Here is a 20,449-nt window from a genome sequence, read left to right as displayed (position 1 = left end):
ACAGAGCTCAAAGGCGGTAATCATCTGGTTGTATATGGAAGCTTTCAGCCGATGACTTCCATCTCTTGGTATACAATAAACAAATGATCTTGTCCTTATCAAAACTTGTTCATATGAATGATATAAGTCGTATTATAGCGGTTCATGATAGAAAAATCAAGTCTTTATATGTCACTTTTTTAGATAAAATGTAAACGGGAATTGTTTATATGGTTTAAACTCCACTTTTTCCTCGAAAACATTAATTACAGTTAGCGTTTTTGGTTCCGATGGGTGATCCCCATAAATTTTGATTTTTTTTGGCGCCATGGCAATCAGAGGCGCCAGATTCGACTCATCCTCATCAAGCCCGAGAATATAGAGAGGCTCTTTTTGCATCAGTGTCCGTAACTCCATCGCGGAAAACGGCTTTCCATTGTCTTTAAAAAAGGAAAAAGGGGTCCCCTGCAATACATGAATTACATCATAAGTTGTATCTTTTTTGGCTATATATTCACGAAGCATGTTGACAAATGACTGATGGTCCTCTTCCCGTTTAAACTCGTCGATTGCCAGTCCCACATATTGGACCAATTGATCTTTAAAGGCTTTTAAACGAAACTGAACAATAGAATCATAATGGATCGATGTCGTATTTTTTATATTGGCAATAAATAATGATTGCAAGAGCTGCTCTGGATCCTTATTCTTACGTACCTGCTGGCTATCATCATCTTCACCAGAAAAAATCCAATGCGTCAAATCCAGAATCCGGGCCATTTCATCCGTATTTGAATAATAATAATAATCTTCAATAATATGCTTGATCATATTCGTCAACCGATGAATAATAAAGACATCCGCCATAGCTTTGGCAATCGTTTCCAATGGTTCATTGCCAGGAACCTGATATTGCAGTTGTAATTGATTCCCCCAATTCTTATTAGTTTTCCAACGCAATTCAATTTGCTTGTTATAATGAAACAAATACTCGCAAAAACTGATTACTTCCTTATCCGAACTAAAATAAACTTCCAGCAAACAACATCACCCTCATCCAAGACCAAACTGTTACATTATATGGACAAAGGCATGAAAAAATGTGTAATCCGAATAAACTAGTAACAATAGTAATCCCTTAGCACGAAAAGCTTTCTACTCCACTTTTATATAAATATGTTCATTGGTCACGCCGATTTTCTCCGCTCATCGTGACTTCTGTACTTACTTGCTTGATTCGTTCGATGATTCTGCCCGCTTTTACCTGTTCGACCCCACCGCGATTTGAAAATGCCAATTGACCTTCCAACTGTTCCAGACTGTAATTCGACGTAAAGAAGACCGGCAAGCGTTCCATCATACGGTATTGCAGGATCGATCCCAAAATTTCATCCCGGAACCAGGCTGATTGTGTTTCCGCCCCAATATCATCAAGCATGAGGACATCCGCATGTTTAAAATAATCTATCTTATCATTGATAGAATCATCTTTAATGGAACCTTTCATTTCTCTGACAAACTCCGGCATATAAATAAGCATAGAGGAAATGTTTAGTTTTTTTAATTCATTAGCCATCGCGCCAAGCAAATAAGTTTTACCGATGCCAAATGGTCCCGATAAGTAAAGTCCCTTAGCCGGAATGGCCGTTTGAGCCTGCTTCACAAACAACATTAAATCACGAAAAACCTTCCTTCTTTTATCATCGATATCCACGTTGTCAAAGCTCGCATGTAAGATATCTTTTGGCATATACAAACTTCTGATCAGTTTTTCCTGTTTTTTTTGCTTCTCATATGCAATCCGGTTGTGGCATTTTTCATAGGTCAGATGAATTTCATTTTGGTCCGTTTTAAGGATTGGCGAATATCCTTGAATCATATTGATGCATTGACCAAATGAATGACATTTGTCACACTGCTTTGATTGTGTTTTATACTCATATAATTTCATCAGGTTTTTATCAATTTCAGCCTGGGTCAATTGTGGATTTAAAGCGAGAAACTGACTGATTTCCGGATCATGAAGAACTTCCTGTTTCATCGCCGTATAATTTTCTTGAAAATTTTTATTATCCTGCATCCATTTTTTTAATGTAGATTTGATTGGTTCCATAGAAATCATCCTTGCAAGTGACTATTTTTACTTGTGAATTCGCGTAATAATGCTTCAAACTCTTCTTTCTCTTCCTCGGTTTCCGTATGTTCCGTTTGCGTATTGTTTTTCGTTTGTTTATTCTTGCGCTGTTTAAACCAATCAGGTACAACCTCTTTGGAAGCAGGCCGTCGATTTTTGTTGTTTGCATATCCTTTTTGATATTTAGCTTTTTCCTTTTTGGCAAATTCCATTGCTTCTCTTGCCGTTTGTAAATTGGCACGGGACCAATGACTGGCAATTTTCTCCATATAAGCCTTTGATAATTTCATATTTGATTGTAGCAATACATAGTGGATCAGTACATTCATTACCGGTGACGGCAGACCCTGGGTTGTCATAATATCCCGAATGATTTTCAAATCCTGGCCTGATGCATGATTACCACTTGATAAATCCTCCAACAATTGCTTTGGCGAGATGGATTCCAATTCATGAATCAGCTGCTCTTCTTTTGTAACCGGGTTCGCATTCACCGCTGTTTTTTGTTTCTGCTTCTGATACGCCAGCCGATCCGTTAATTTGACAACTGATTCCTGATGCACAGCTTGAAACAAATCGTGGCAAGCCTGTTTGAACTCATCAGTATCCAACCTGTTTTCCTCTGTCAATGCCCACATCACAGCTTTTTCGATCTCATGTTCTGTCAAATCATACAGTTTCATCATTTGTGAAATTAATTTTCGGTTATCAGCTGTTAATACTTCATCTGCAGGAATCATTCGCTTACCAAGCATTTGTTTCATCCAAGTAAAATCAGGCAAATGATCTTGCCTTTCCAATAGCGTTTCAACAGGATCCGATGTGTCTGGATGTGGCTGAAATGTTTGGAAAACCTCCTGAAATCCGGCAGTAATGTCCTTACCATCCGGTTGCCGGGAAGGAACACAATAATGATCTTTCAATGCGGCAAACTTATCTTCTCCCAAGTGATGGTATAGCAGCTGTGTTAACATATCATCTTTAAAAAAGTCACTTGGCGCAAAAGGTTCCAGGAGGACATATGTATAATAATCGTTTTGAAGCGCTTGTTGTTTAAAGGTTTTCAATAAGCCGATCCCCTCGAGCTTCAGCCTGGCCCGATAAATCTCGTCCATCGGCAAATCCATATAATTCATTAATGTATGATGGGTCTGCGGCTGCTGATCTTGTTGCAGCTCTATCTCATCCAGGAGCGTTTGATACAACATCACCGCCGTTAATCCGATGAGCGGCTGATACAAATGGGTTAGTGATTTTACGTAACCCTCCGGCAAACTCCCTTTTTGTACAACGATATATCCTTCGATCGGCAGCATTTTGCCAAAAGCATCCATCCATCTCACACTCCTACCCAAAAACGTTAAACCTAACCTATCATGCATGATTCACTTCACTGTTTATCTGTATTGATCAGGTCTTTGAGTTCGTCTAAAAACACACTAATATCTTTAAACTGGCGATAAACGGAAGCAAATCGTACATAAGCAACTTCATCGACTGTTGATAAGCGATCCATTACCTTTTCACCAATTTGATCACTAGGGATTTCTGAACTCCCACTGTCACGAAGATCTTTTTCAACATCCAGTGCAATTTCCTCAATTTTCCCTAGTGGAACAGGTCGTTTTTCACATGCCTTTATGAGACCACGTACAAGTTTATCACGATTAAATTCCTGTCTTGCCCCATCCTTTTTCACTACAATCAGAGGAACCTCTTCAATCCGCTCAAATGTGGTAAATCTGTACCCGCATCGTTCACATTCCCTGCGTCTTCTTATGGCATGTCCTTCCTCTATTGGCCTGGAATCAAGCACCTTTGTACTCTTACTCTGACAATTTGAACACCGCATTCTTTTCGCTCCGTTCATTTAGGTTAAGTAATTCCGGTTAATCAATCAATGTAAATATTTTATCAAACTCATGATACAATCGCCGGATTAACTTTGAACTATAGGCAAAATCAGATGGCAGGATTGATTCTGTAGTTACTGTAAAATCAATCGCCGTTCGATAGGGCCTTACCATAATAATTGTTGCTATGATAAATGCTTTCCGTCCTTTTATCACATTGACACTTATTTCTCCATGTTGCTCGGAAATTGAATTTACCTGATAGATATCTGACTGATTAAAAAACGTTTCTAAAGCTTGTAATCCTTTATCTTTGGTTGTTTTATAATAATGTGTTTGTAATCCGCTATCCCAGTGATCCTCACTAGTTTCCGCATGCTTGCTAAAATATTTCGCTATTACATGTTTAACAGACACTGTACTCCCCACCTGGAAAAATTAATCATGCGTTTCTCTATGCTTTATTTCCTTTATTTTAACATGTTTTTTAGATTTTCACTATCTCGGTCCATTTAAAATTAAAGTGGGCAGATCAAGACTCTTTACCATGATCTGCCCACTGTTGGTTATCTCCCAAATAGTTATGAAATTTTCATTTGTTTCTGATGCATATACTGTCCGACATATTTAGTCAAATCGATTACCCGGTGTGAATAGCCCCATTCATTATCATACCAGGCCAATACCTTGATTTTATTATCTTCCATTACCATTGTTGATAATCCATCAATAATTGCAGAATAATCCGTTGTTGTATAATCAACAGAAACAAGCGGTTCACAACTATAGTGAATAATACCTGTCAATTCATGGTCTGCGGCTTCCATGAATTTACGGTTTACTTCCTCAGCTGTAACCGGCTGGTAGACATCAACTACCAGATCAACAAGTGAGACATCAGGTGTTGGTACCCGTAACGCCATTCCATGAAGTTTGCCACTTAAATGCGGTAATACTTCCCCCAATGCCTTTGCCGCACCCGTTGATGTTGGAATAATTGACTGGGTACACCCCCTGGCCCTTCGCAAATCTTTATGGGGATTATCAGTATTATGCTGATCATTCGTAAACGCGTGGACGGTTGTCATTAGCCCATTTTTAATTCCAAATTGTTCATCCAGCACTTTTACAACAGGTGCAAGACAATTTGTTGTACAGGAAGCATTAGACACAATATGATCATGATCAGGATCATACATTTCATGATTAACCCCCATCACAATTGTCCGATCAACTTGCTTACCTGGTGCCGTTAAGACTACTTTTTTTGCACCAGCTCTTAGATGCAACCCTGCCCCAACCCTTGAATTAAATTTCCCCGTGGCCTCGATAACAATATCAATCATTAATTCATCCCAGGGAAGTTTCTCCGGGTCCCGTGCATTGACCAGCAATACTTTCTTTCCGTCTACCTCAAGTCCATCCGCCAGCGGCTTCACCTCTTTGTCAAAAATACCATGAACGCTATCATACTTAATCAAATGGGCAAGTGTTTCTGGAGGATAATTTGCATTGACCGCTACCACATGTAATTGTTCATCCTTCATCGCCTGGCGAAATACCATTCGTCCAATGCGACCAAATCCATTAATCGCAATTCGGGTTTTACTCATTCTTCATAGTCCTCCTAATGTGTTATACTCATCAAGTTAATGTTATAATTAGTATAACACATTACAAGCCAAATGTGATATTAATTTTAAAATAAAAAAGCCCGAATCTAAGGATACGGACTTTTTAAAAGACATTCCACGCTCGCAAAATTCTTTCCAGCTGTTCATAAGATTGATATTTTGTTCCATTATTATTAATCACGGCGTCTGCCATAGCAGCTTTTTCTTTCACAGGAATTTGCGACTGAATCCGTTGACATGCCTCTTCTTCAGTATAATGATCCCGATTCATCAAGCGCTCCAACTGAACTGATTCGTCAACAAATACTACTAATGTTTTGTCTACAAAATGGGCCAGATTTCCTTCAAATAATAACGGAATATCCAACACAACACACGATGCACCCGCGTCAATTAAAGAATCCCTCATGTCCAGCATTTTTTTCCGGACCGCTGGATGGACTATATCATTTAACTGTTTACGTTTGGTTTCATCTGCAAAAACGATGGCACCCAAATGTTTTCGATCGATTGTTTTATCATCTCGTAACACATCCGTGCCAAATGTTTCAATGATTTGCGCATACGCCTTTTCCCCCGGTTCAACGACTTCGCGGGACAATTTATCTGCATCGATAACGGGGATATTGTAATCATCAAACATAAGTGACACAGTACTTTTACCACTGGCTATACTTCCAGTGAGACCAATTGTCAAGGCCATAGGACATCCCTCCTCTCTTAAGCCGCTATTTTTTTTGGCAAGAGACACACAGGTGAGTGCCCCTTCCGCCAATTTTCATTTTTATAATCGGTTTCCCACATTTTTTGCAAGCCTGATCTTCCTGACCATAGACAAACAGCTCCTGCTGAAACATTCCCATTTCTCCCTGGCCATTAAGATAGGAACGGATAGTTGTTCCACCTTGAGCCACTGCCTGTTCTAATGTTGTTATAGCTGCTTGTTGGACGGATTTCGTTTCTTTTTTGGTTAATTTACTGGCCTTTTTTAGTGGATGAATTCCTGCTCTGAACAGTGTTTCATCAACATAGATATTGCCTAAACCAGCAACAACGGTTTGATCAAGCAAGACAGCTTTAATCGCACGCTCCGTTTTTTTCAATTTCTCATATAAGTACGCTGTTGTAAACTTCTCGTCAAATGGATCAGGACCTAAATGATTCAGTGGTTTTTGGGCAAATTCCGTTCCTTTTTTAAAAACATGCATGGTGCCAAATTTACGAACATCATTGTATCGTAATTCTTCCCCGTCCATAAAAGTGAAGATGATATGTGTATGTTTTTTTACCGGATCCGTTTCCGGGTGAACGCTATACTTACCTTCCATTCGTAAATGGGATACAAGAACAACGTCATCAAGCTGAAATAAAAGAAATTTTCCTTTTCGTTTAATATCATGAATCGTTTGTCCCTCAACCATATGTTTAAATGCTTCCACATCATCAGGATATTTAATGATGTTTGGCCAAAAAACACGAACATGATCAATCGTCTTTTCCAATACCAAACGTTTTAAAGTGTTTTTTACTGTTTCGACCTCTGGTAATTCTGGCATATTTCTTTTTCTCCCTTAATTATAACTTACTTCGCATCAAACCAGCTTTCTCCGTATTCATAATCAACTTTTAGCGGTACATCTAATTCAACCGTGTGTTCCATCACATCCGGAACAATTTCTTTTAGTTTATCTACTTCATCTTTTGGTGCTTCAAGAATAAGTTCGTCATGAACCTGCAGAAGCATACGCGCTTTCAGACCCTCATCAAGCAACTTTTCGTGCAGATCGATCATTGCCTTTTTAATGATATCTGCCGCGCTTCCCTGAATTGGTGTGTTCATTGCCGTTCGTTCGGCAAAGCTTCGTTTATTAAAATTTCTGCTTGTAATGTCAGGTAAATATCGCCTGCGTTTCATTAACGTGGTGACGTACCCTTTATGCTTTGCTTCCTGAACAATTTCTTCCATATAGTTTTTAACGTTTGGATAGCTTGTGAAATAACGATCAATAAACTGTTTTGCTTCTTTCCTGGTGATTCCTAAACTTTGGGAAAGACCATAATCACTAATTCCATAAACAATACCAAAATTGACCGCCTTGGCATGACGCCGCATGTTTGCGGTAACCGCATCTCTGCCAACATGGAACACTTCCATCGCTGTCTGTGTATGGATATCCGTATTGTTCTTAAAAGCATCAATCAGTTTGTCATCTTTGGCAATATGGGCAAGTACCCGCAATTCAATTTGTGAATAATCAGCAGCAAACATAATCCAACCTTTATTTGCGGGAACAAATGCCTGGCGAATTTTTCTGCCTTCTTCCAACCGGATTGGGATATTCTGCAAGTTGGGATCGACGGAACTTAACCGTCCTGTTTGGGTTAAGGCCTGATTATATCTGGTATGAATTTTATGGGTATGCCTATCGATAACCTTTAGCAAACCTTCTACGTATGTTGATTGTAATTTCCCTAACTGTCGGTACAATAGAAGTTTGGGGATGATTTCGTGCTCGTTCTGCAGTTGCTCAAGGACATCTGCAGCAGTAGAATAACCGGTTTTTGTTTTTTTGATGACCGGCAGTCCCAGTTTTTCAAACAAAATTGGTCCCAGTTGTTTTGGTGAGTTTAAATTAAATTTTTCTCCCGCCAATTCATAGACTTCCTGTTCAATCTGATCCAACCGCTGTTTTAATTCAGTTCCCATATCTTTCAGCCGTTTAATGTCCACCCGTACCCCTGTATGCTCCATTTGTCCAAGAATCAGTGCAAGTGGCATCTCAAGTTCTTGTAGCAAGGAAAATTGTTCGTTATTTTTGAGTTCCGCCTCCATATCTTCCTTCATTTGAAACAATAGATTGGTTTTTCGGACAACATGGTCGGCAAGTACATCTCTTTCCGGAAGTTTCAACTTGGCTCCCTTGCCATAAACTTCTTCATCAAACAATACCTTCGTTGTATGCCCCATTCGATGACCAATCGTGGGAATGTCGTGATGATTCTCCCCCGGGTTTAACAAATAAGAAGCCAGCAACATATCGAATGTAATACCTTTCATGTGTATCCCTTGGTTTAACAAGGCAACCAATGTTTTCTTGGCATCGAATACATACTTTTTCTTTGATTGGTCCTCCGCCCATTCTTTAAAGGCTTTTGATTCGATTGCCACTTTGGCTGGGACAAAATATGCTTGTTGTTCGTTAACAATTCCAATCCCCTCGATTGGTTCCTGATGATAGTTATCGCCAAGCATTTCGACAACCATTGCTTCTGCTCCTGTAAACATTTCGGTTTTTATTTTATCAACAATGGTATAATCAATTGGCGTTAATGTTTCTTTTTCTTCTTCATCCCCTGATTCACCGGAAACTCTATTTAATAATGATTGAAAACCAAGATCTTTAAACATCGCGGTTACCTTACCCTGTTCATAACCATGGTACGTAATATCATCAACCGTTACTTCAATTGGTGAATCACGATTAATCGTTACCAGGTCTTTACTCATAAAGGCCTCAACTTTATGGTTCGATAAATTTTCCTTCAGCTTTTTTCCGCTGATCTCATCCATATGAGCATAAACACCATCAAGCGTCTGATATTGCTTGATTAATTTTGTCGCAGTTTTTTGCCCAACACCAGGAACTCCTGGAATATTATCCGAGCTATCCCCCATCAACGCTTTTAAATCAATTATTTGTTCTGGCTTGATTTCCATTTTTTCCATCATAAATTTTGGGGTATAGGATTCAACCTCACTAATTCCTTTTCTGGTTAAATTCACTGTTATATGGTCAGAAACAAGCTGTAACAGGTCTTTATCGCCGGAGATAACCGTTACTTCCCAGTCTTTTTCATTTCCTTTTTTTGATAATGTCCCAATAATATCGTCAGCCTCATATTGATCAAGCTGATAATGGGGAATTTGAAACGCATCAAGCAATTCCTTTAAAACCGGGAACTGTTCAGACAACTCCGGTGGCGTCTTTTGTCTTCCACCTTTATACTCCTTATACGTTTCATGCCGGAAAGTTGTTTTGCCCGCATCAAATGCGACAAGAATATGGGTAGGTTTTTCTTCATCCAAGATTTTTAATAGCATGGTTGTAAAACCGTAAACTGCATTCGTGTATACACCCTTGTCATTATTGAGCAGTGGCAAGGCAAAAAAAGCCCGATAAATAATACTGTTTCCATCGATTAAAACCAGTTTGTTTGCCACCAAAAGACCTCCTTATTCAGATTACTGCCTCTATTAAATAGGTTAATCTTGTATCATCTTATAGTTATACTTTATTATACCAGTTTAACATAGCTTTTTAATGCAAAAAGGCTACCTAAATTTTAAGGCAGCCCACAAGTTTTTATCTTCTGTTTTCGTATTACCTTACAATTTCCAGTACATTTTTAACTGAATCAGCCGATTTATCGAGCGCAGCTTTTTCTTCGTCGGTTAAATCCAGTTCAATGACTTTTTCAATTCCATTTGCCCCAAGGATCGTTGGTACACCAAAATAAATATCTGTGTAACCATATTCCCCTTCAAGATAGGCAATTGCCGGAATGACGCGGCGTTGATTCTTGAGAATTGCTTCTGCCATTACGGTTAATGATGCAGCTGGTGCATAATAGGCACTGCCGTTTCCCAACAAGTTAACAATTTCGCCGCCGCCTGTACGGGTGCGTGCGACAATTTCATCCAATCGATCTTTGGAAATTAATTTTTCTAATGGGATTCCACCTGCATAGGAATAACGGATTAACGGTACCATGTTATCACCATGCCCACCGAGGACGAAACCAGTAATATCTTTAACCGACAGATTCAATTCTTCAGCGACAAAGGAACGAAAACGTGCCGTATCCAGCACTCCGGATTGCCCAATAACACGTTCTTTTGGGAAGCCTGTTTCTTTAAATGCGGTATAAGTCATTGCATCTACCGGATTGGATAAGACAACAATCAAACAATCTGGTGAATATTTTGCTACATCTTTTGAAACAGTTTTCATAATTTTTGCGTTTGTGTTTACCAGGTCATCGCGGCTCATGCCAGGTTTCCGCGCTACACCTGCAGTAATAATAACGAGATCAGAATCTTTGGTATCTTCATAGTTTGATGTACCAGTGATTTTTGCATCAAATCCTTGAACGGGACTGGCCTCAAACATGTCAAGCGCTTTTCCCTTCGTAGGATCTTCCATATTGGGAATATCAACTAGCACAACATCACCAAGTTCTTTTTGGGCAAGCATTAATGCAGTTGTTGCACCAGTGAAACCGGAACCAATTATAGATATTTTGTTACGTTTAATAGCCATAGGTATCCCCTCCCTATACGTAGCACTTTCCGTATAGAATATTGTAATTTAGACCGCGGCCCAAATACACTTCGCTTTCCACGGGTGATCCGTGAGCCTCCTTGCCCCGGCAAGGGGTATGCCGACGTTGGCCGCAAAGGCCGTTTTTAGTCGGCCTTCCTTAAGTACCTCGCTGCGGAGTCTCACTCTGGCCACTTGTCCCGCAGGAGTCTACGTGTATTTGAGCCGCTCAGAGTTTTCCAAAGAAGTTCTTCTTTCAAAAGCAACAATCTTTTTAAAAAGTAGCCCATTTAGAAGCAAACAACGGATTACCCGATTAAACTGCAACCGGGCATCTCCGTCTTTGGATTTTAATCCATATTTTTAATTAGTTCATCCGCAAATTCAGAGCATTTGACTTCGGTTGCGCCATCCATCAGGCGGGCAAAGTCATAAGTTACGACCTTGGAAGCGATGGTTTTATCCATTGCTTTGGCGATTAAATCCGCCGCTTCTCTCCATTCCAGATGTTCAAGCATTAAGCTGCCGGAAAGAATAACTGAAGATGGATTAACCTTATCAAGTCCGGCATATTTTGGTGCCGTACCATGAGTTGCTTCAAAAATCGCATGTCCTGTATCATAGTTAATGTTTGCACCTGGTGCAATACCAATTCCGCCAACTTGTGCTGCAAGGGCGTCGGAAACATAGTCACCGTTTAGGTTCATAGTTGCAACTACATCAAATTCGTTCGGACGGGTCAGAATTTGTTGCAAGAAGATGTCGGCAATGGCATCTTTGACAATGATTTTACCCGCAGCCACTGCTTCATCCTGAGCTTTATTCGCTGCATCTTTACCATCTTTTTCAACAATTCGATCATACTCTGCCCATGTAAATACCTTGTCGCCAAATTCCTGTTCGGCAACTTCATATCCCCATGCTTTAAACGCGCCTTCAGTAAACTTCATAATATTTCCTTTATGAACAAGCGTTACGCTCTTGCGTCCTTCGTTTAGTGCATACTGAATACTTGCCCGCACAAGACGTTTGGTGCCTTCTTCAGATACAGGTTTTACACCGATACCTGAAGTTTCCGGGAAGCGGATATTATGTACATCCATTTCTTTTTGCAAGAAATCAATTACTTTTTTCACTTCAGGTGTACCTTTTTGCCATTCAATACCGGCATAAATATCCTCTGTGTTTTCCCGGAATATCACCATATCTACATCTTCCGGACGCTTAACAGGTGATGGTACACCATCAAAATAGCGAACGGGACGTAAACAGGTAAACAGGTCAAGCTGTTGGCGTAATGCCACGTTTAACGAACGAATACCGCCACCGATAGGCGTTGTGAGCGGGCCCTTAATGGCAATTTTATATTCATCAATCGTTTTAAGGGTTTCATCTGGCAACCATTCACCGAACTTGTCATATGATTTTTGTCCGGCATATACTTCTTTCCATTCGATAGATTTGCTGCCATTGTATGCCTTGTCAACGGCTGCTTCAATAACCCTTTTGGCAGCAGCCCAGATATCTGGCCCGGTTCCATCTCCTTCGATAAATGGAATGATTGGACAATCGGGAACATTCATTTTCCCATTTTCTACTCTGATTTTTTCTCCTTGTGCCATCGTATAGTCCTCCTCTATCTTGTCATACAGTTTCTATTTTAGCATATTTATGGTGTGTTGTAATAGTCAGGAGAAATCGCCGCCTAATCAGGTCAGGATCTCTTCTGACTGATTAAATGTTTAGCGATTTTCAATGGCCACATATTCCTGTGTCTGTGGTCCCACATATTCCGCACGCGGACGGATGAGACGGTTGTTATCGTATTGTTCCAAAATGTGGGCCAACCATCCGGAAACACGGCTTGTCGCAAAAATAGGTGTAAATAGATCATTGTCGATTCCAAGGCTATGATAAACCGATGCGGAATAGAAATCCACGTTTGCTGGCAATCCTTTTTCTTCTTTGATATAATCCTCGATTTTCACAGACATGTTATACCATTTTGATTGACCAGTAATCTTTGTTAATTCTTTTGACATGTGCTTTAAATGTTTCGCACGAGGATCCCCATTACGATAAACACGGTGACCCATACCCATGATTTTTTCCTTATTGGCTATTTTTTGTTTAATATACGGAATAGCATTGTCTTCTTCGCCAATTTCTTCAAGCATTGCCATTACGCGCTCATTTGCCCCGCCGTGAAGCGGTCCTTTTAGTGCACTGATTGCCGCCGTTACACCGGAATAAATATCAGACAGTGTAGCCACACAAACCCGTGCAGTAAAGGTTGATGCATTCAATTCATGGTCAGCATGTAAAACGAGTGCTTTATTGATTGCTTCTACTTCGATATCATTTGCTTCCTCACCATTGAGCATGTATAGGAAATTTGCTGCAAAGCTTAAATTTTTCTTTGGTTTAACCGGCTCTTTACCTTTACGGATTCTGGCAAATGCGGTAACAACTGTTGCTATTTTTGCCTGTAGCCGCATTGCTTTGCGTTTGTTGGCTGCCTCATCCATTACATCTGCTTCATCATCATACAATCCTAAAAGTGATACGGCCGTCCGTAATGCTGCCATCGGATGCACAGTAGATAAATCATAGGAATGCAAATGGTCAATAACACCATCCGGCAATTCCATGTTGTCCGCCAGATCCGCTTTAAAGTCATCCAATTCTTGCTTTGTTGGAAGTTTTAAATTCCATAATAAATATACGACTTCTTCAAAACTTGAATTTTCTGCAAGATCATCAATTCGGTAACCAACATATGTAAGTTGATCATCAATAATTGAACTAATTGACGATTGAGTTGCTACAACCCCTTCAAGCCCTTTTGTTTTAGTCATAACAAACCCTCTCCTTTTCTAATTTGTTGCTTATGACAACTAAATCTATGGAATATCTGTTTACTCAACATTCCGTTAAAATCATATAAGTTTGTCATTCCCATGAACAATTATAATGGATTCTTAAAGTAAAGTGAATCGAAAGCGATTAAAATCAACAATATTTTTCACAAATTGTCCATATTACATCAATCTACGAGGAAATAGCCATTTACTAATTTACGAATTTCCTTGTCAGCGGGGTCTATTTTTCCCTTGGATTTCATAAATAAATAAGTACAGACATATTTATCCGTTTAATGAGGTGAATTTGTGTACAAGCTACAGTTATATCCCATATTAAGGTTTATTCTAGTATTTGTTATTGGACTTATGATATACCTGATTTTGCAATACACCCTAGTTTACATATACCCATTGATCCTGGCAGTGATTCTTTCATTGCTCATAAATCCTTTCGTTCGATTACTGGAAAAGAGGTTAAAGTTTCCCCGAGCCCTGGCAACACTTGTTGCATTAATACTATTGTTTACAATGATTGTCTGCGGTATCATTTTGATTGTTTCTGAATTAATTCAAGGAACTGTTTATTTGGCTGATGTGGTTCCAGCACATTTCAGTATGTTTATGTCCTACATGGAAATCTTTCTGGAGAACCACATTCTTCCTATTTATCATAAGCTGGCATCTTTATTGCATACACTTGACCCGGAACAGCAAAAGCTAATTCAGCAGCATATTGAGGAGATGATAAACCATTTAGCATCCACAGGAACTCTTGCCCTTAAACAGGTTCTGCTAAAGATACCTCTTGCCTTACAATGGTTGCCTGGTTCGTTTGCGGTTGTCATTTTCATTATCCTGGCAAGTTTTTTTATAACGAAGGACTGGCCAGTTTTAAGCGACATGTTTCATAAAAGGGTCCCTGCTTCAGCCAGTGATTCTACACGAAATGTTGGAAATCATTTAAAAAAAGCATTATCGGGCTTTCTGAAAGCACAAATAATCCTCATTACAATAACAGGTATAATTATGTTCATTGGTCTCATGATCCTTCATATAAATCATGCCCTGACAATTGCCCTAATTGCCTCGGCTGTGGATCTACTGCCTTATGTGGGGACGGGCATCATTTTTATTCCATGGATCATTTACCTGTTCTTTACAGCCGACTATTCGATGACAATTGGTTTGTCCATTCTTTATATGGTTATCATTGTCGGTCGTCAAATACTCGAGCCGAAGTTGTTATCATCATCCATAGGGGTACATCCGTTACCACTATTAATTGCAGTTTTTCTTTGTGTTCAGCTGTGGGGGCTTATCGGTATTATCATTGCTCCTATTCTGGTGGTCTTATTTAGTGCATTACAACAGGCGGGAGTTGTCAAACAGTTATGGATTTTTATTAAAGGCTAATTACCATTTACGGAAAATGATCGTTCCTTTGCCCATTCTATTTTTTATAATTCGATAAATCCAGCTTCTAAACGGAATTCTCGTCCAAGGTATAACTAACAAAAATCCGACAGTATCAGTAATAAAACCAGGGGTAAATAACAGTACTGCTCCAATAACGATGCAGATCCCGTCCATAATTTCGTTCGTCGGCTTAAAGCCATTGCTTATCTGTAATAGGGCCTTGCGCCAGGCTTCCATGCCCTGGTATTTGGCAAGCGTGATACCGAGAGCTCCTGTTAACAAAATAAGAAAAACGACCCACCAAGGGCCAATAATTCCACCAGCCCAGACAAACACACCTATTTCCAGGGCAGGGATGATTAAAAATGCAAGTAATATCCAGCGCAAAAATATTCACCCTCTCTTCAGCTCTATATTTAGTGAAAAAAGAAGGGACTATCCCTTCTTTTTTCCTTCCAAATATATCAGATCACAACACATTGGCATGGCCTTTGTATATATCTCCTTTGGATGAATCAATTGTTATATCTTCTCCATCGGTTAATATATCCATCACATTTTTAACCCCAACAATTACAGGAATGCCCAGACTAAGACCAACCACTGCCGCATGTGATGTTAATCCGCCTTCTTCCGTTACAATACCGCCGGCTTTTTCGATCGCTGGCATCATATCACGATCCGTACCATATGTGACAACAATATCCTGTTGCTGTGTTCTGGCAATTGCTTCTTCAGCATTTTTCGCCACAACTACTTTACCATAAGCACTCCGTCGGCCAATCCCCTGCCCTTTGGCAATTACATCCCCAATGACATGGACTTTTATTAAATTCGTTGTACCCGATTCACCAACTGGTACGCCCGCCGTGATGATCACCCTGCTTCCACGTTGCAATAAATTGCTGTTTAGCGCACGATCAATAGCGATATCAAGCATTTCATCTGTTGAGGTTGCGTGTTCACCCATCATAGCATGAACGCCCCAAACAAGTGAGAGTTGTCGCTTTACTAATTCCGAGACAGTGACCGCAATGATCGGTGCTTTTGGACGATATTTCGAAATCATTCGTGCTGTATGACCACTTTCTGTTGACGTAATGATCGCACTAACCGATAAATTCATGGCCGTATGGGTAACCGATTGACTAATTGCATCAGTAATCGTCATATCAACAGCTCTTGATCGATTGGTTAAAATCTGTTTATGATCCAACGCCGTTTCGGTTTTTATAGCAATGTTATTCATGGTTGCCACAGATTCCACTGGATATTGTCCGGCGGCTGTTTCTCCCGATAACATAATCGCATCAGTTCCATCAAATATGGCATTAGCGACATCAGAGGATTCAGCTCTTGTTGGCCGTGGGTTACGCTGCATTGAATCAAGCATTTGTGTTGCGGTAATAACTGGTTTACCTGCAGTATTACATTTGTGGATTAATCTTTTTTGCACAAGCGGAACATCTTCGGCGGGGATCTCTACGCCTAAATCTCCGCGGGCAACCATAATTCCGTCGCAAACTTCAAGAATTTCATCAATATTATCGACGCCTTCCTGATTTTCTATCTTTGGAATAACCTGGATATGTGTTGCATTATTTTTTTCCAGTAGTTCTTTGATTTCAAAGACATCGGAAGGCCGGCGAACAAAAGATGCAGCAATAAAATCGATACCTTGTTGGATGCCGAATTCAATATCATTAGCGTCTTTTTCTGTAATGCCGGGCAAATTCACTTTCACATTGGGAACATTAACTCCCTTTTTATTTTTAACGATGCCCGTGTTTAGTGCTTTGGTTTTTAACTCGTTACGCGCTTTATCAATTTCCATTACTTCCAGTTCAATTAAGCCGTCATCAAGCAGGATTTTGGATCCCTCATGAACATCATTGATCAGTCCGGGATACGTAATCGAGAAACGTTCAGCCGTACCAACCATTTCATTCATCGAGACATACACGGTACTACCAGTGGTTAATTCAGCCTCACCATTCTCAAAATCACCTGTTCTGATTTCCGGCCCTTTGGTATCGAGTAAAATTCCTACTGTTTTCCCGGTCTTTTCAGCAGCTTGTCTGATATTGTTAATCCGGTTGCCATGTTCGGCAAAATCCCCATGCGAGAAATTCAAACGGGCAACATTCATCCCGGATTGAATCAGCTGTTCCAATGTTTCAACCGATTCGGATGCAGGTCCGATTGTACATACTATTTTTGTCTTTCTCATTTAATACACATTCCTTTCACTATTGTTGCGCTTATTAGGCAAACTCAAATCGATAGTTCCTTTGATAGCTTATACATATCGGAATTAATATGATGCTCATGTGACATCACATCATACAAATCGTGATCGACTAGCTTGTTATTCTCGATACCAACCATGCGACCAACCTTACCGGCTAACAGTATGTCCACTGCCTGTGCCCCAAGACGGCTGGCCAGCACCCGATCTTGTGCGGTTGGTGAACCACCACGTTGAATATGTCCCAATACAGTAACCCTTGTTTCGAGATTGGTTGCTTTCTCAATTCGTTCACCAAAAGAAAAGCCGCTGCCCACACCCTCGGCCAAAACGATAATACTATGTTTTTTCCCTCGCTCATGTCCGCGTTTCAGGCGATTTACTACTTCCTCGAAGCTATCAGACTTCTCCGGGATAAGAATGCTTTCCGCACCGTCTGCAAGTCCTGCCCACAGTGCCAAATCACCGGCATTCCTGCCCATCACTTCAATCACATACGTACGTTCATGTGAAGTTGCGGTATCACGTATTTTATCGATAGCCTCAATAATTGTATTAAGTGCAGTATCAAAGCCAATTGTAAAATCAGTTCCAGCAATATCATTATCAATTGTGCCCGGGATACCGATACAAGGATAACCTTTATCTGTCAAGCTTTGCGCACCATGAAAACTGCCATCACCACCAATGACAATTAACCCTTCGATACCGAATTTTTTCAGTTGGGCAATCCCCTTTTCCTGACCTTCATCTGTTTTAAATTCGTCACATCTGGCAGAACGCAATACAGTACCACCGCGATGAATAATATCACCAACGGAGCCAATTTCCATTTTTTCTATATTTCCGTTAATAAGTCCCTGATAACCGTTCATTATGCCATAGACATCGATTTCGTGGTAAATAGCTTTTCTTACTACCGCTCGTATAGCAGCATTCATACCGGGGGCATCCCCACCGCTTGTCAAAACTCCTATTTTTTTCATGCTTCCACCTCATGATGTACAAATAATATATCAAAACAAATATGTACGACATCGTTTTCGTAAGCGACCTTGAGATTGACTTCAATCAACCAAGATGGATATCAACTTTCAATCTCCGTATAGTCACCAATTTGTTCGTATTTTTTCCATCTTTCTTCCAATAATTCATCAACAGGCAAATTTGCCAAATCGGTCAACGATTGTTGTAAAACGTGATCAATGTTTGCAGCCTGCTGTTGAATGTCACGGTGTGCGCCGCCTCTGGGTTCTGGAATAATCTCATCAATCACCCCAAGTTCCTTTAAATCATAAGACGTAATTTTCATTGTTTCCGCCGCTCGTTGTGCAAGATTGGAATCTTTCCATAACAATGCTGCGGCTCCTTCAGGGGATATAACGGAATACGTCGAGTTTTCCAGCATATGAATGTGATCACCAACACCTATTCCCAGGGCACCACCACTTCCACCCTCACCAATAACGATACAAACAATCGGAACCGTTAAACCGGCCATTTCCATCAAGTTTCTGGCAATTGCTTCACTTTGTCCGCGCTCTTCTGCAGCTTTACCTGGGTAAGCACCTTTTGTATCAATAAAACAAACAATCGGCCGGTCAAATTTCTCAGCTTGTTTCATATGTCTTAATGCTTTTCGATAGCCTTCAGGATGTGGCATGCCAAAGTTTCGACGGATGTTTTCTTTTGTATCTTTTCCACGCTGGTGACCAATAATAGTTACTGGTTTGTCCCGATAGTAGGCGATACCGGCTACTATTGCTGCATCATCAGCGTAATAACGGTCACCGTGAAATTCAATAAAATCGGTGAATAACTCAAAAACGTAATCAAGTGTTGTCGGACGTTCCTGATGACGAGCCATTTGTACGCGATCCCAAGGTTTCAAGTTAGCGTAAATATCTTCTTCCAACGTTGCCAACCGCTGTTCTAATGTTTGGATTTCCTCAGATAAATCAATCTCACTATCTTTCGTGAAATTTTTTAGTTCAGCAATTTTCTCCTTTAAGTTTACAATCGGCTTTTCAAACTCCAACACTTGTTTCACTTGTTCACGCCTCCCTTCTGATGCATTGCCAATAATGTCGAAATTATGTTTTTCAAATCATGACGATGAATTACCTCATCCAATTGACCATGCTTTAGCAAAAATTCTGCTGTTTGAAAATCCGCGGGAAGTTTCTCACGGATCGTCTGTTCGATAATCCGCCGACCAGCAAAACCAATTAACGCACCAGGCTCGGCGAAGTTATAATCACCCAAAGAGGCAAAACTCGCTGAAACACCGCCTGTTGTGGGATGTGTCATCACGGAGATCATCAATCCTCCAGCGTCGCTAAACCGTTTGATAGCCGTAGATGTTTTTGCCATTTGCATCAGGCTCAATACACCTTCCTGCATCCTGGCACCACCTGAAGCGGTAAAAATGATAAACGGTATGGATTCCATTTTGGCATTTTCGATTGCCCTGGAAATCTTCTCTCCCATAACAGACCCTAAACTTCCCATGCGAAAGCGCGAATCCATCACTGCAAAAGCGGTGGCTTGCCCATTTATCAACCCTTTTCCGGTTACAACACCTTCATTAAGCCCCGTCTTATTACGGTCTTTTTCCAGTTTTTGTTCATAGCTGGGAAATGCCAGCGGATTACTTGAGATCAACTGTTTATCCCATTCCTCAAATGTATCCTGATCAAACAAACTATCAATCCGTTCCCAGGCGCTTAAGGGATGGTGATACCCACAATTTGGGCAAACATAATTATTTTTTTTCATTTCTTTACGATAATAGATTTTATGACATCCATCACATTTTTTCATCAAACCTTCAGGTACATCGATTTTCCCTTCTTCACCTGGGATGGATGCATACTTCTTTCGCTTGCCAAAAAAATCTTTAAGCAAGGTTATTCCTCCTTTACCGGGGCAGCAATTTTCCCACATACCAGGCAGGCATTTTACGAATCATGTGTTGGTTGATCAATGCGTTACTTCCTT

The 20,449-nt window shown here is 40.2% G+C and carries 18 protein-coding genes and 1 other annotated feature (1 of these 19 running past the window's edge); of the genes, 1 reads left to right on the top strand and 17 read right to left on the bottom strand.

Going from position 1 to position 20,449, the window contains the following annotated elements; genetic code table 11:
- Positions 1-111, bottom strand: a binding site (T-box leader); it reaches 108 nt to the left of the window's first position.
- A gap of 60 nt (positions 112-171) precedes the next feature.
- The 12 genes from ytxC to citZ all read right to left on the bottom strand — a co-directional run bounded on the left by ytxC (position 172) and on the right by citZ (position 13,779).
- Positions 172-1,020: a putative sporulation protein YtxC gene (gene ytxC / locus O2S85_RS07360; RefSeq protein WP_269412021.1), complete on the bottom strand. Its 849-nt coding sequence runs from the start codon at positions 1,018-1,020 to the stop codon at positions 172-174.
- Positions 1,021-1,159: 139 nt separating this feature from the next.
- Positions 1,160-2,092, bottom strand: coding sequence for a primosomal protein DnaI (gene dnaI / locus O2S85_RS07355; RefSeq protein WP_269412020.1), 933 nt, complete (start codon positions 2,090-2,092; stop codon positions 1,160-1,162).
- Positions 2,093-2,097: 5 nt separating this feature from the next.
- Complete coding sequence (locus tag O2S85_RS07350) at positions 2,098-3,447, bottom strand: replication initiation and membrane attachment family protein (protein WP_269412019.1); 1,350 nt, start codon at positions 3,445-3,447, stop codon at positions 2,098-2,100.
- A gap of 56 nt (positions 3,448-3,503) precedes the next feature.
- Positions 3,504-3,965, bottom strand: coding sequence for a transcriptional regulator NrdR (gene nrdR, locus O2S85_RS07345; RefSeq protein ID WP_269412018.1), 462 nt, complete (start codon positions 3,963-3,965; stop codon positions 3,504-3,506).
- A gap of 37 nt (positions 3,966-4,002) precedes the next feature.
- Positions 4,003-4,383 carry a cytosolic protein gene (locus tag O2S85_RS07340; protein WP_269412017.1) on the bottom strand — a complete coding sequence of 127 codons (381 nt, stop codon included), beginning with the start codon at positions 4,381-4,383 and terminating at the stop codon, positions 4,003-4,005.
- A 164-nt stretch (positions 4,384-4,547) separates the two neighbouring features.
- Positions 4,548-5,579, bottom strand: coding sequence for a glyceraldehyde-3-phosphate dehydrogenase (locus tag O2S85_RS07335; RefSeq protein ID WP_269412016.1), 1,032 nt, complete (start codon positions 5,577-5,579; stop codon positions 4,548-4,550).
- A 124-nt stretch (positions 5,580-5,703) separates the two neighbouring features.
- Positions 5,704-6,303, bottom strand: a complete 600-nt coding sequence (coaE, locus tag O2S85_RS07330) for a dephospho-CoA kinase (protein ID WP_269412015.1) — start codon at positions 6,301-6,303, stop codon at positions 5,704-5,706.
- Between the two features lie 25 nt (positions 6,304-6,328).
- On the bottom strand, positions 6,329-7,156 hold the full coding sequence (gene mutM, locus O2S85_RS07325) for a DNA-formamidopyrimidine glycosylase (protein ID WP_269412014.1): 828 nt from the start codon (positions 7,154-7,156) through the stop codon (positions 6,329-6,331).
- 26 nt (positions 7,157-7,182) lie between these two features.
- The gene (polA, locus tag O2S85_RS07320; protein WP_269412013.1) at positions 7,183-9,822 is read right to left on the bottom strand and encodes a DNA polymerase I; all 2,640 of its coding nucleotides are present in this window, start codon (positions 9,820-9,822) and stop codon (positions 7,183-7,185) included.
- A gap of 160 nt (positions 9,823-9,982) precedes the next feature.
- Positions 9,983-10,921 (bottom strand): malate dehydrogenase, encoded by a 939-nt coding sequence (gene mdh, locus O2S85_RS07315; protein ID WP_269412012.1) that lies wholly within the window; start codon positions 10,919-10,921, stop codon positions 9,983-9,985.
- Positions 10,922-11,271: 350 nt separating this feature from the next.
- Complete coding sequence (gene icd, locus O2S85_RS07310) at positions 11,272-12,543, bottom strand: NADP-dependent isocitrate dehydrogenase (RefSeq protein WP_269412011.1); 1,272 nt, start codon at positions 12,541-12,543, stop codon at positions 11,272-11,274.
- Positions 12,544-12,663: 120 nt separating this feature from the next.
- Entirely contained in the window at positions 12,664-13,779 is a 1,116-nt protein-coding gene (citZ, locus tag O2S85_RS07305) for a citrate synthase (RefSeq protein WP_269412010.1), read from the bottom strand.
- A gap of 312 nt (positions 13,780-14,091) precedes the next feature.
- Between citZ and ytvI the strand changes: the two genes are divergently transcribed.
- Positions 14,092-15,198 carry a sporulation integral membrane protein YtvI gene (ytvI, locus tag O2S85_RS07300; RefSeq protein ID WP_269412009.1) on the top strand — a complete coding sequence of 369 codons (1,107 nt, stop codon included), beginning with the start codon at positions 14,092-14,094 and terminating at the stop codon, positions 15,196-15,198.
- Here the strand turns inward: ytvI and O2S85_RS07295 are convergent, their stop codons facing one another.
- The 5 genes from O2S85_RS07295 to accD all read right to left on the bottom strand — a co-directional run bounded on the left by O2S85_RS07295 (position 15,199) and on the right by accD (position 20,356).
- Positions 15,199-15,588, bottom strand: a complete 390-nt coding sequence (locus O2S85_RS07295) for an FxsA family protein (protein WP_269412008.1) — start codon at positions 15,586-15,588, stop codon at positions 15,199-15,201.
- An 82-nt stretch (positions 15,589-15,670) separates the two neighbouring features.
- Positions 15,671-17,431, bottom strand: a complete 1,761-nt coding sequence (gene pyk / locus O2S85_RS07290) for a pyruvate kinase (RefSeq protein ID WP_269412007.1) — start codon at positions 17,429-17,431, stop codon at positions 15,671-15,673.
- Between the two features lie 44 nt (positions 17,432-17,475).
- Positions 17,476-18,435, bottom strand: a complete 960-nt coding sequence (pfkA, locus tag O2S85_RS07285; RefSeq protein WP_269412006.1) for a 6-phosphofructokinase — start codon at positions 18,433-18,435, stop codon at positions 17,476-17,478.
- 101 nt (positions 18,436-18,536) lie between these two features.
- Positions 18,537-19,499: an acetyl-CoA carboxylase carboxyl transferase subunit alpha gene (gene accA, locus O2S85_RS07280; RefSeq protein ID WP_269412005.1), complete on the bottom strand. Its 963-nt coding sequence runs from the start codon at positions 19,497-19,499 to the stop codon at positions 18,537-18,539.
- Positions 19,496-20,356 carry an acetyl-CoA carboxylase, carboxyltransferase subunit beta gene (gene accD / locus O2S85_RS07275; protein WP_269412004.1) on the bottom strand — a complete coding sequence of 287 codons (861 nt, stop codon included), beginning with the start codon at positions 20,354-20,356 and terminating at the stop codon, positions 19,496-19,498. The genes accA and accD overlap by 4 nt, the downstream gene beginning before the upstream one ends.
- Between the last annotated feature and the right edge of the window lie 93 nt (positions 20,357-20,449).

This window comes from Lentibacillus daqui, assembly GCF_027186265.1.
Taxonomy (GTDB): domain Bacteria; phylum Bacillota; class Bacilli; order Bacillales; family Amphibacillaceae; genus Lentibacillus_C; species Lentibacillus_C daqui.
The sequence above is the reverse complement of the archived record's forward strand: the minus strand, read 5'-3'. Positions and strand labels throughout refer to the sequence as shown.

Bases quoted from the DNA above. Each gene is read 5' to 3' on its own strand.
- dnaI (WP_269412020.1), bottom strand. From the start codon at position 2,092: ATGGAACCAATCAAATCTACATTAAAAAAATGGATGCAGGATAATAAA.
- O2S85_RS07350 (WP_269412019.1), bottom strand. From the start codon at position 3,447: ATGGATGCTTTTGGCAAAATGCTGCCGATCGAAGGATATATCGTTGTA.
- nrdR (WP_269412018.1), bottom strand. From the start codon at position 3,965: ATGCGGTGTTCAAATTGTCAGAGTAAGAGTACAAAGGTGCTTGATTCC.
- O2S85_RS07335 (WP_269412016.1), bottom strand. From the start codon at position 5,579: ATGAGTAAAACCCGAATTGCGATTAATGGATTTGGTCGCATTGGACGA.
- coaE (WP_269412015.1), bottom strand. From the start codon at position 6,303: ATGGCCTTGACAATTGGTCTCACTGGAAGTATAGCCAGTGGTAAAAGT.
- mutM (WP_269412014.1), bottom strand. From the start codon at position 7,156: ATGCCAGAATTACCAGAGGTCGAAACAGTAAAAAACACTTTAAAACGT.
- mdh (WP_269412012.1), bottom strand. From the start codon at position 10,921: ATGGCTATTAAACGTAACAAAATATCTATAATTGGTTCCGGTTTCACT.
- icd (WP_269412011.1), bottom strand. From the start codon at position 12,543: ATGGCACAAGGAGAAAAAATCAGAGTAGAAAATGGGAAAATGAATGTT.
- citZ (WP_269412010.1), bottom strand. From the start codon at position 13,779: ATGACTAAAACAAAAGGGCTTGAAGGGGTTGTAGCAACTCAATCGTCA.
- pyk (WP_269412007.1), bottom strand. From the start codon at position 17,431: ATGAGAAAGACAAAAATAGTATGTACAATCGGACCTGCATCCGAATCG.
- pfkA (WP_269412006.1), bottom strand. From the start codon at position 18,435: ATGAAAAAAATAGGAGTTTTGACAAGCGGTGGGGATGCCCCCGGTATG.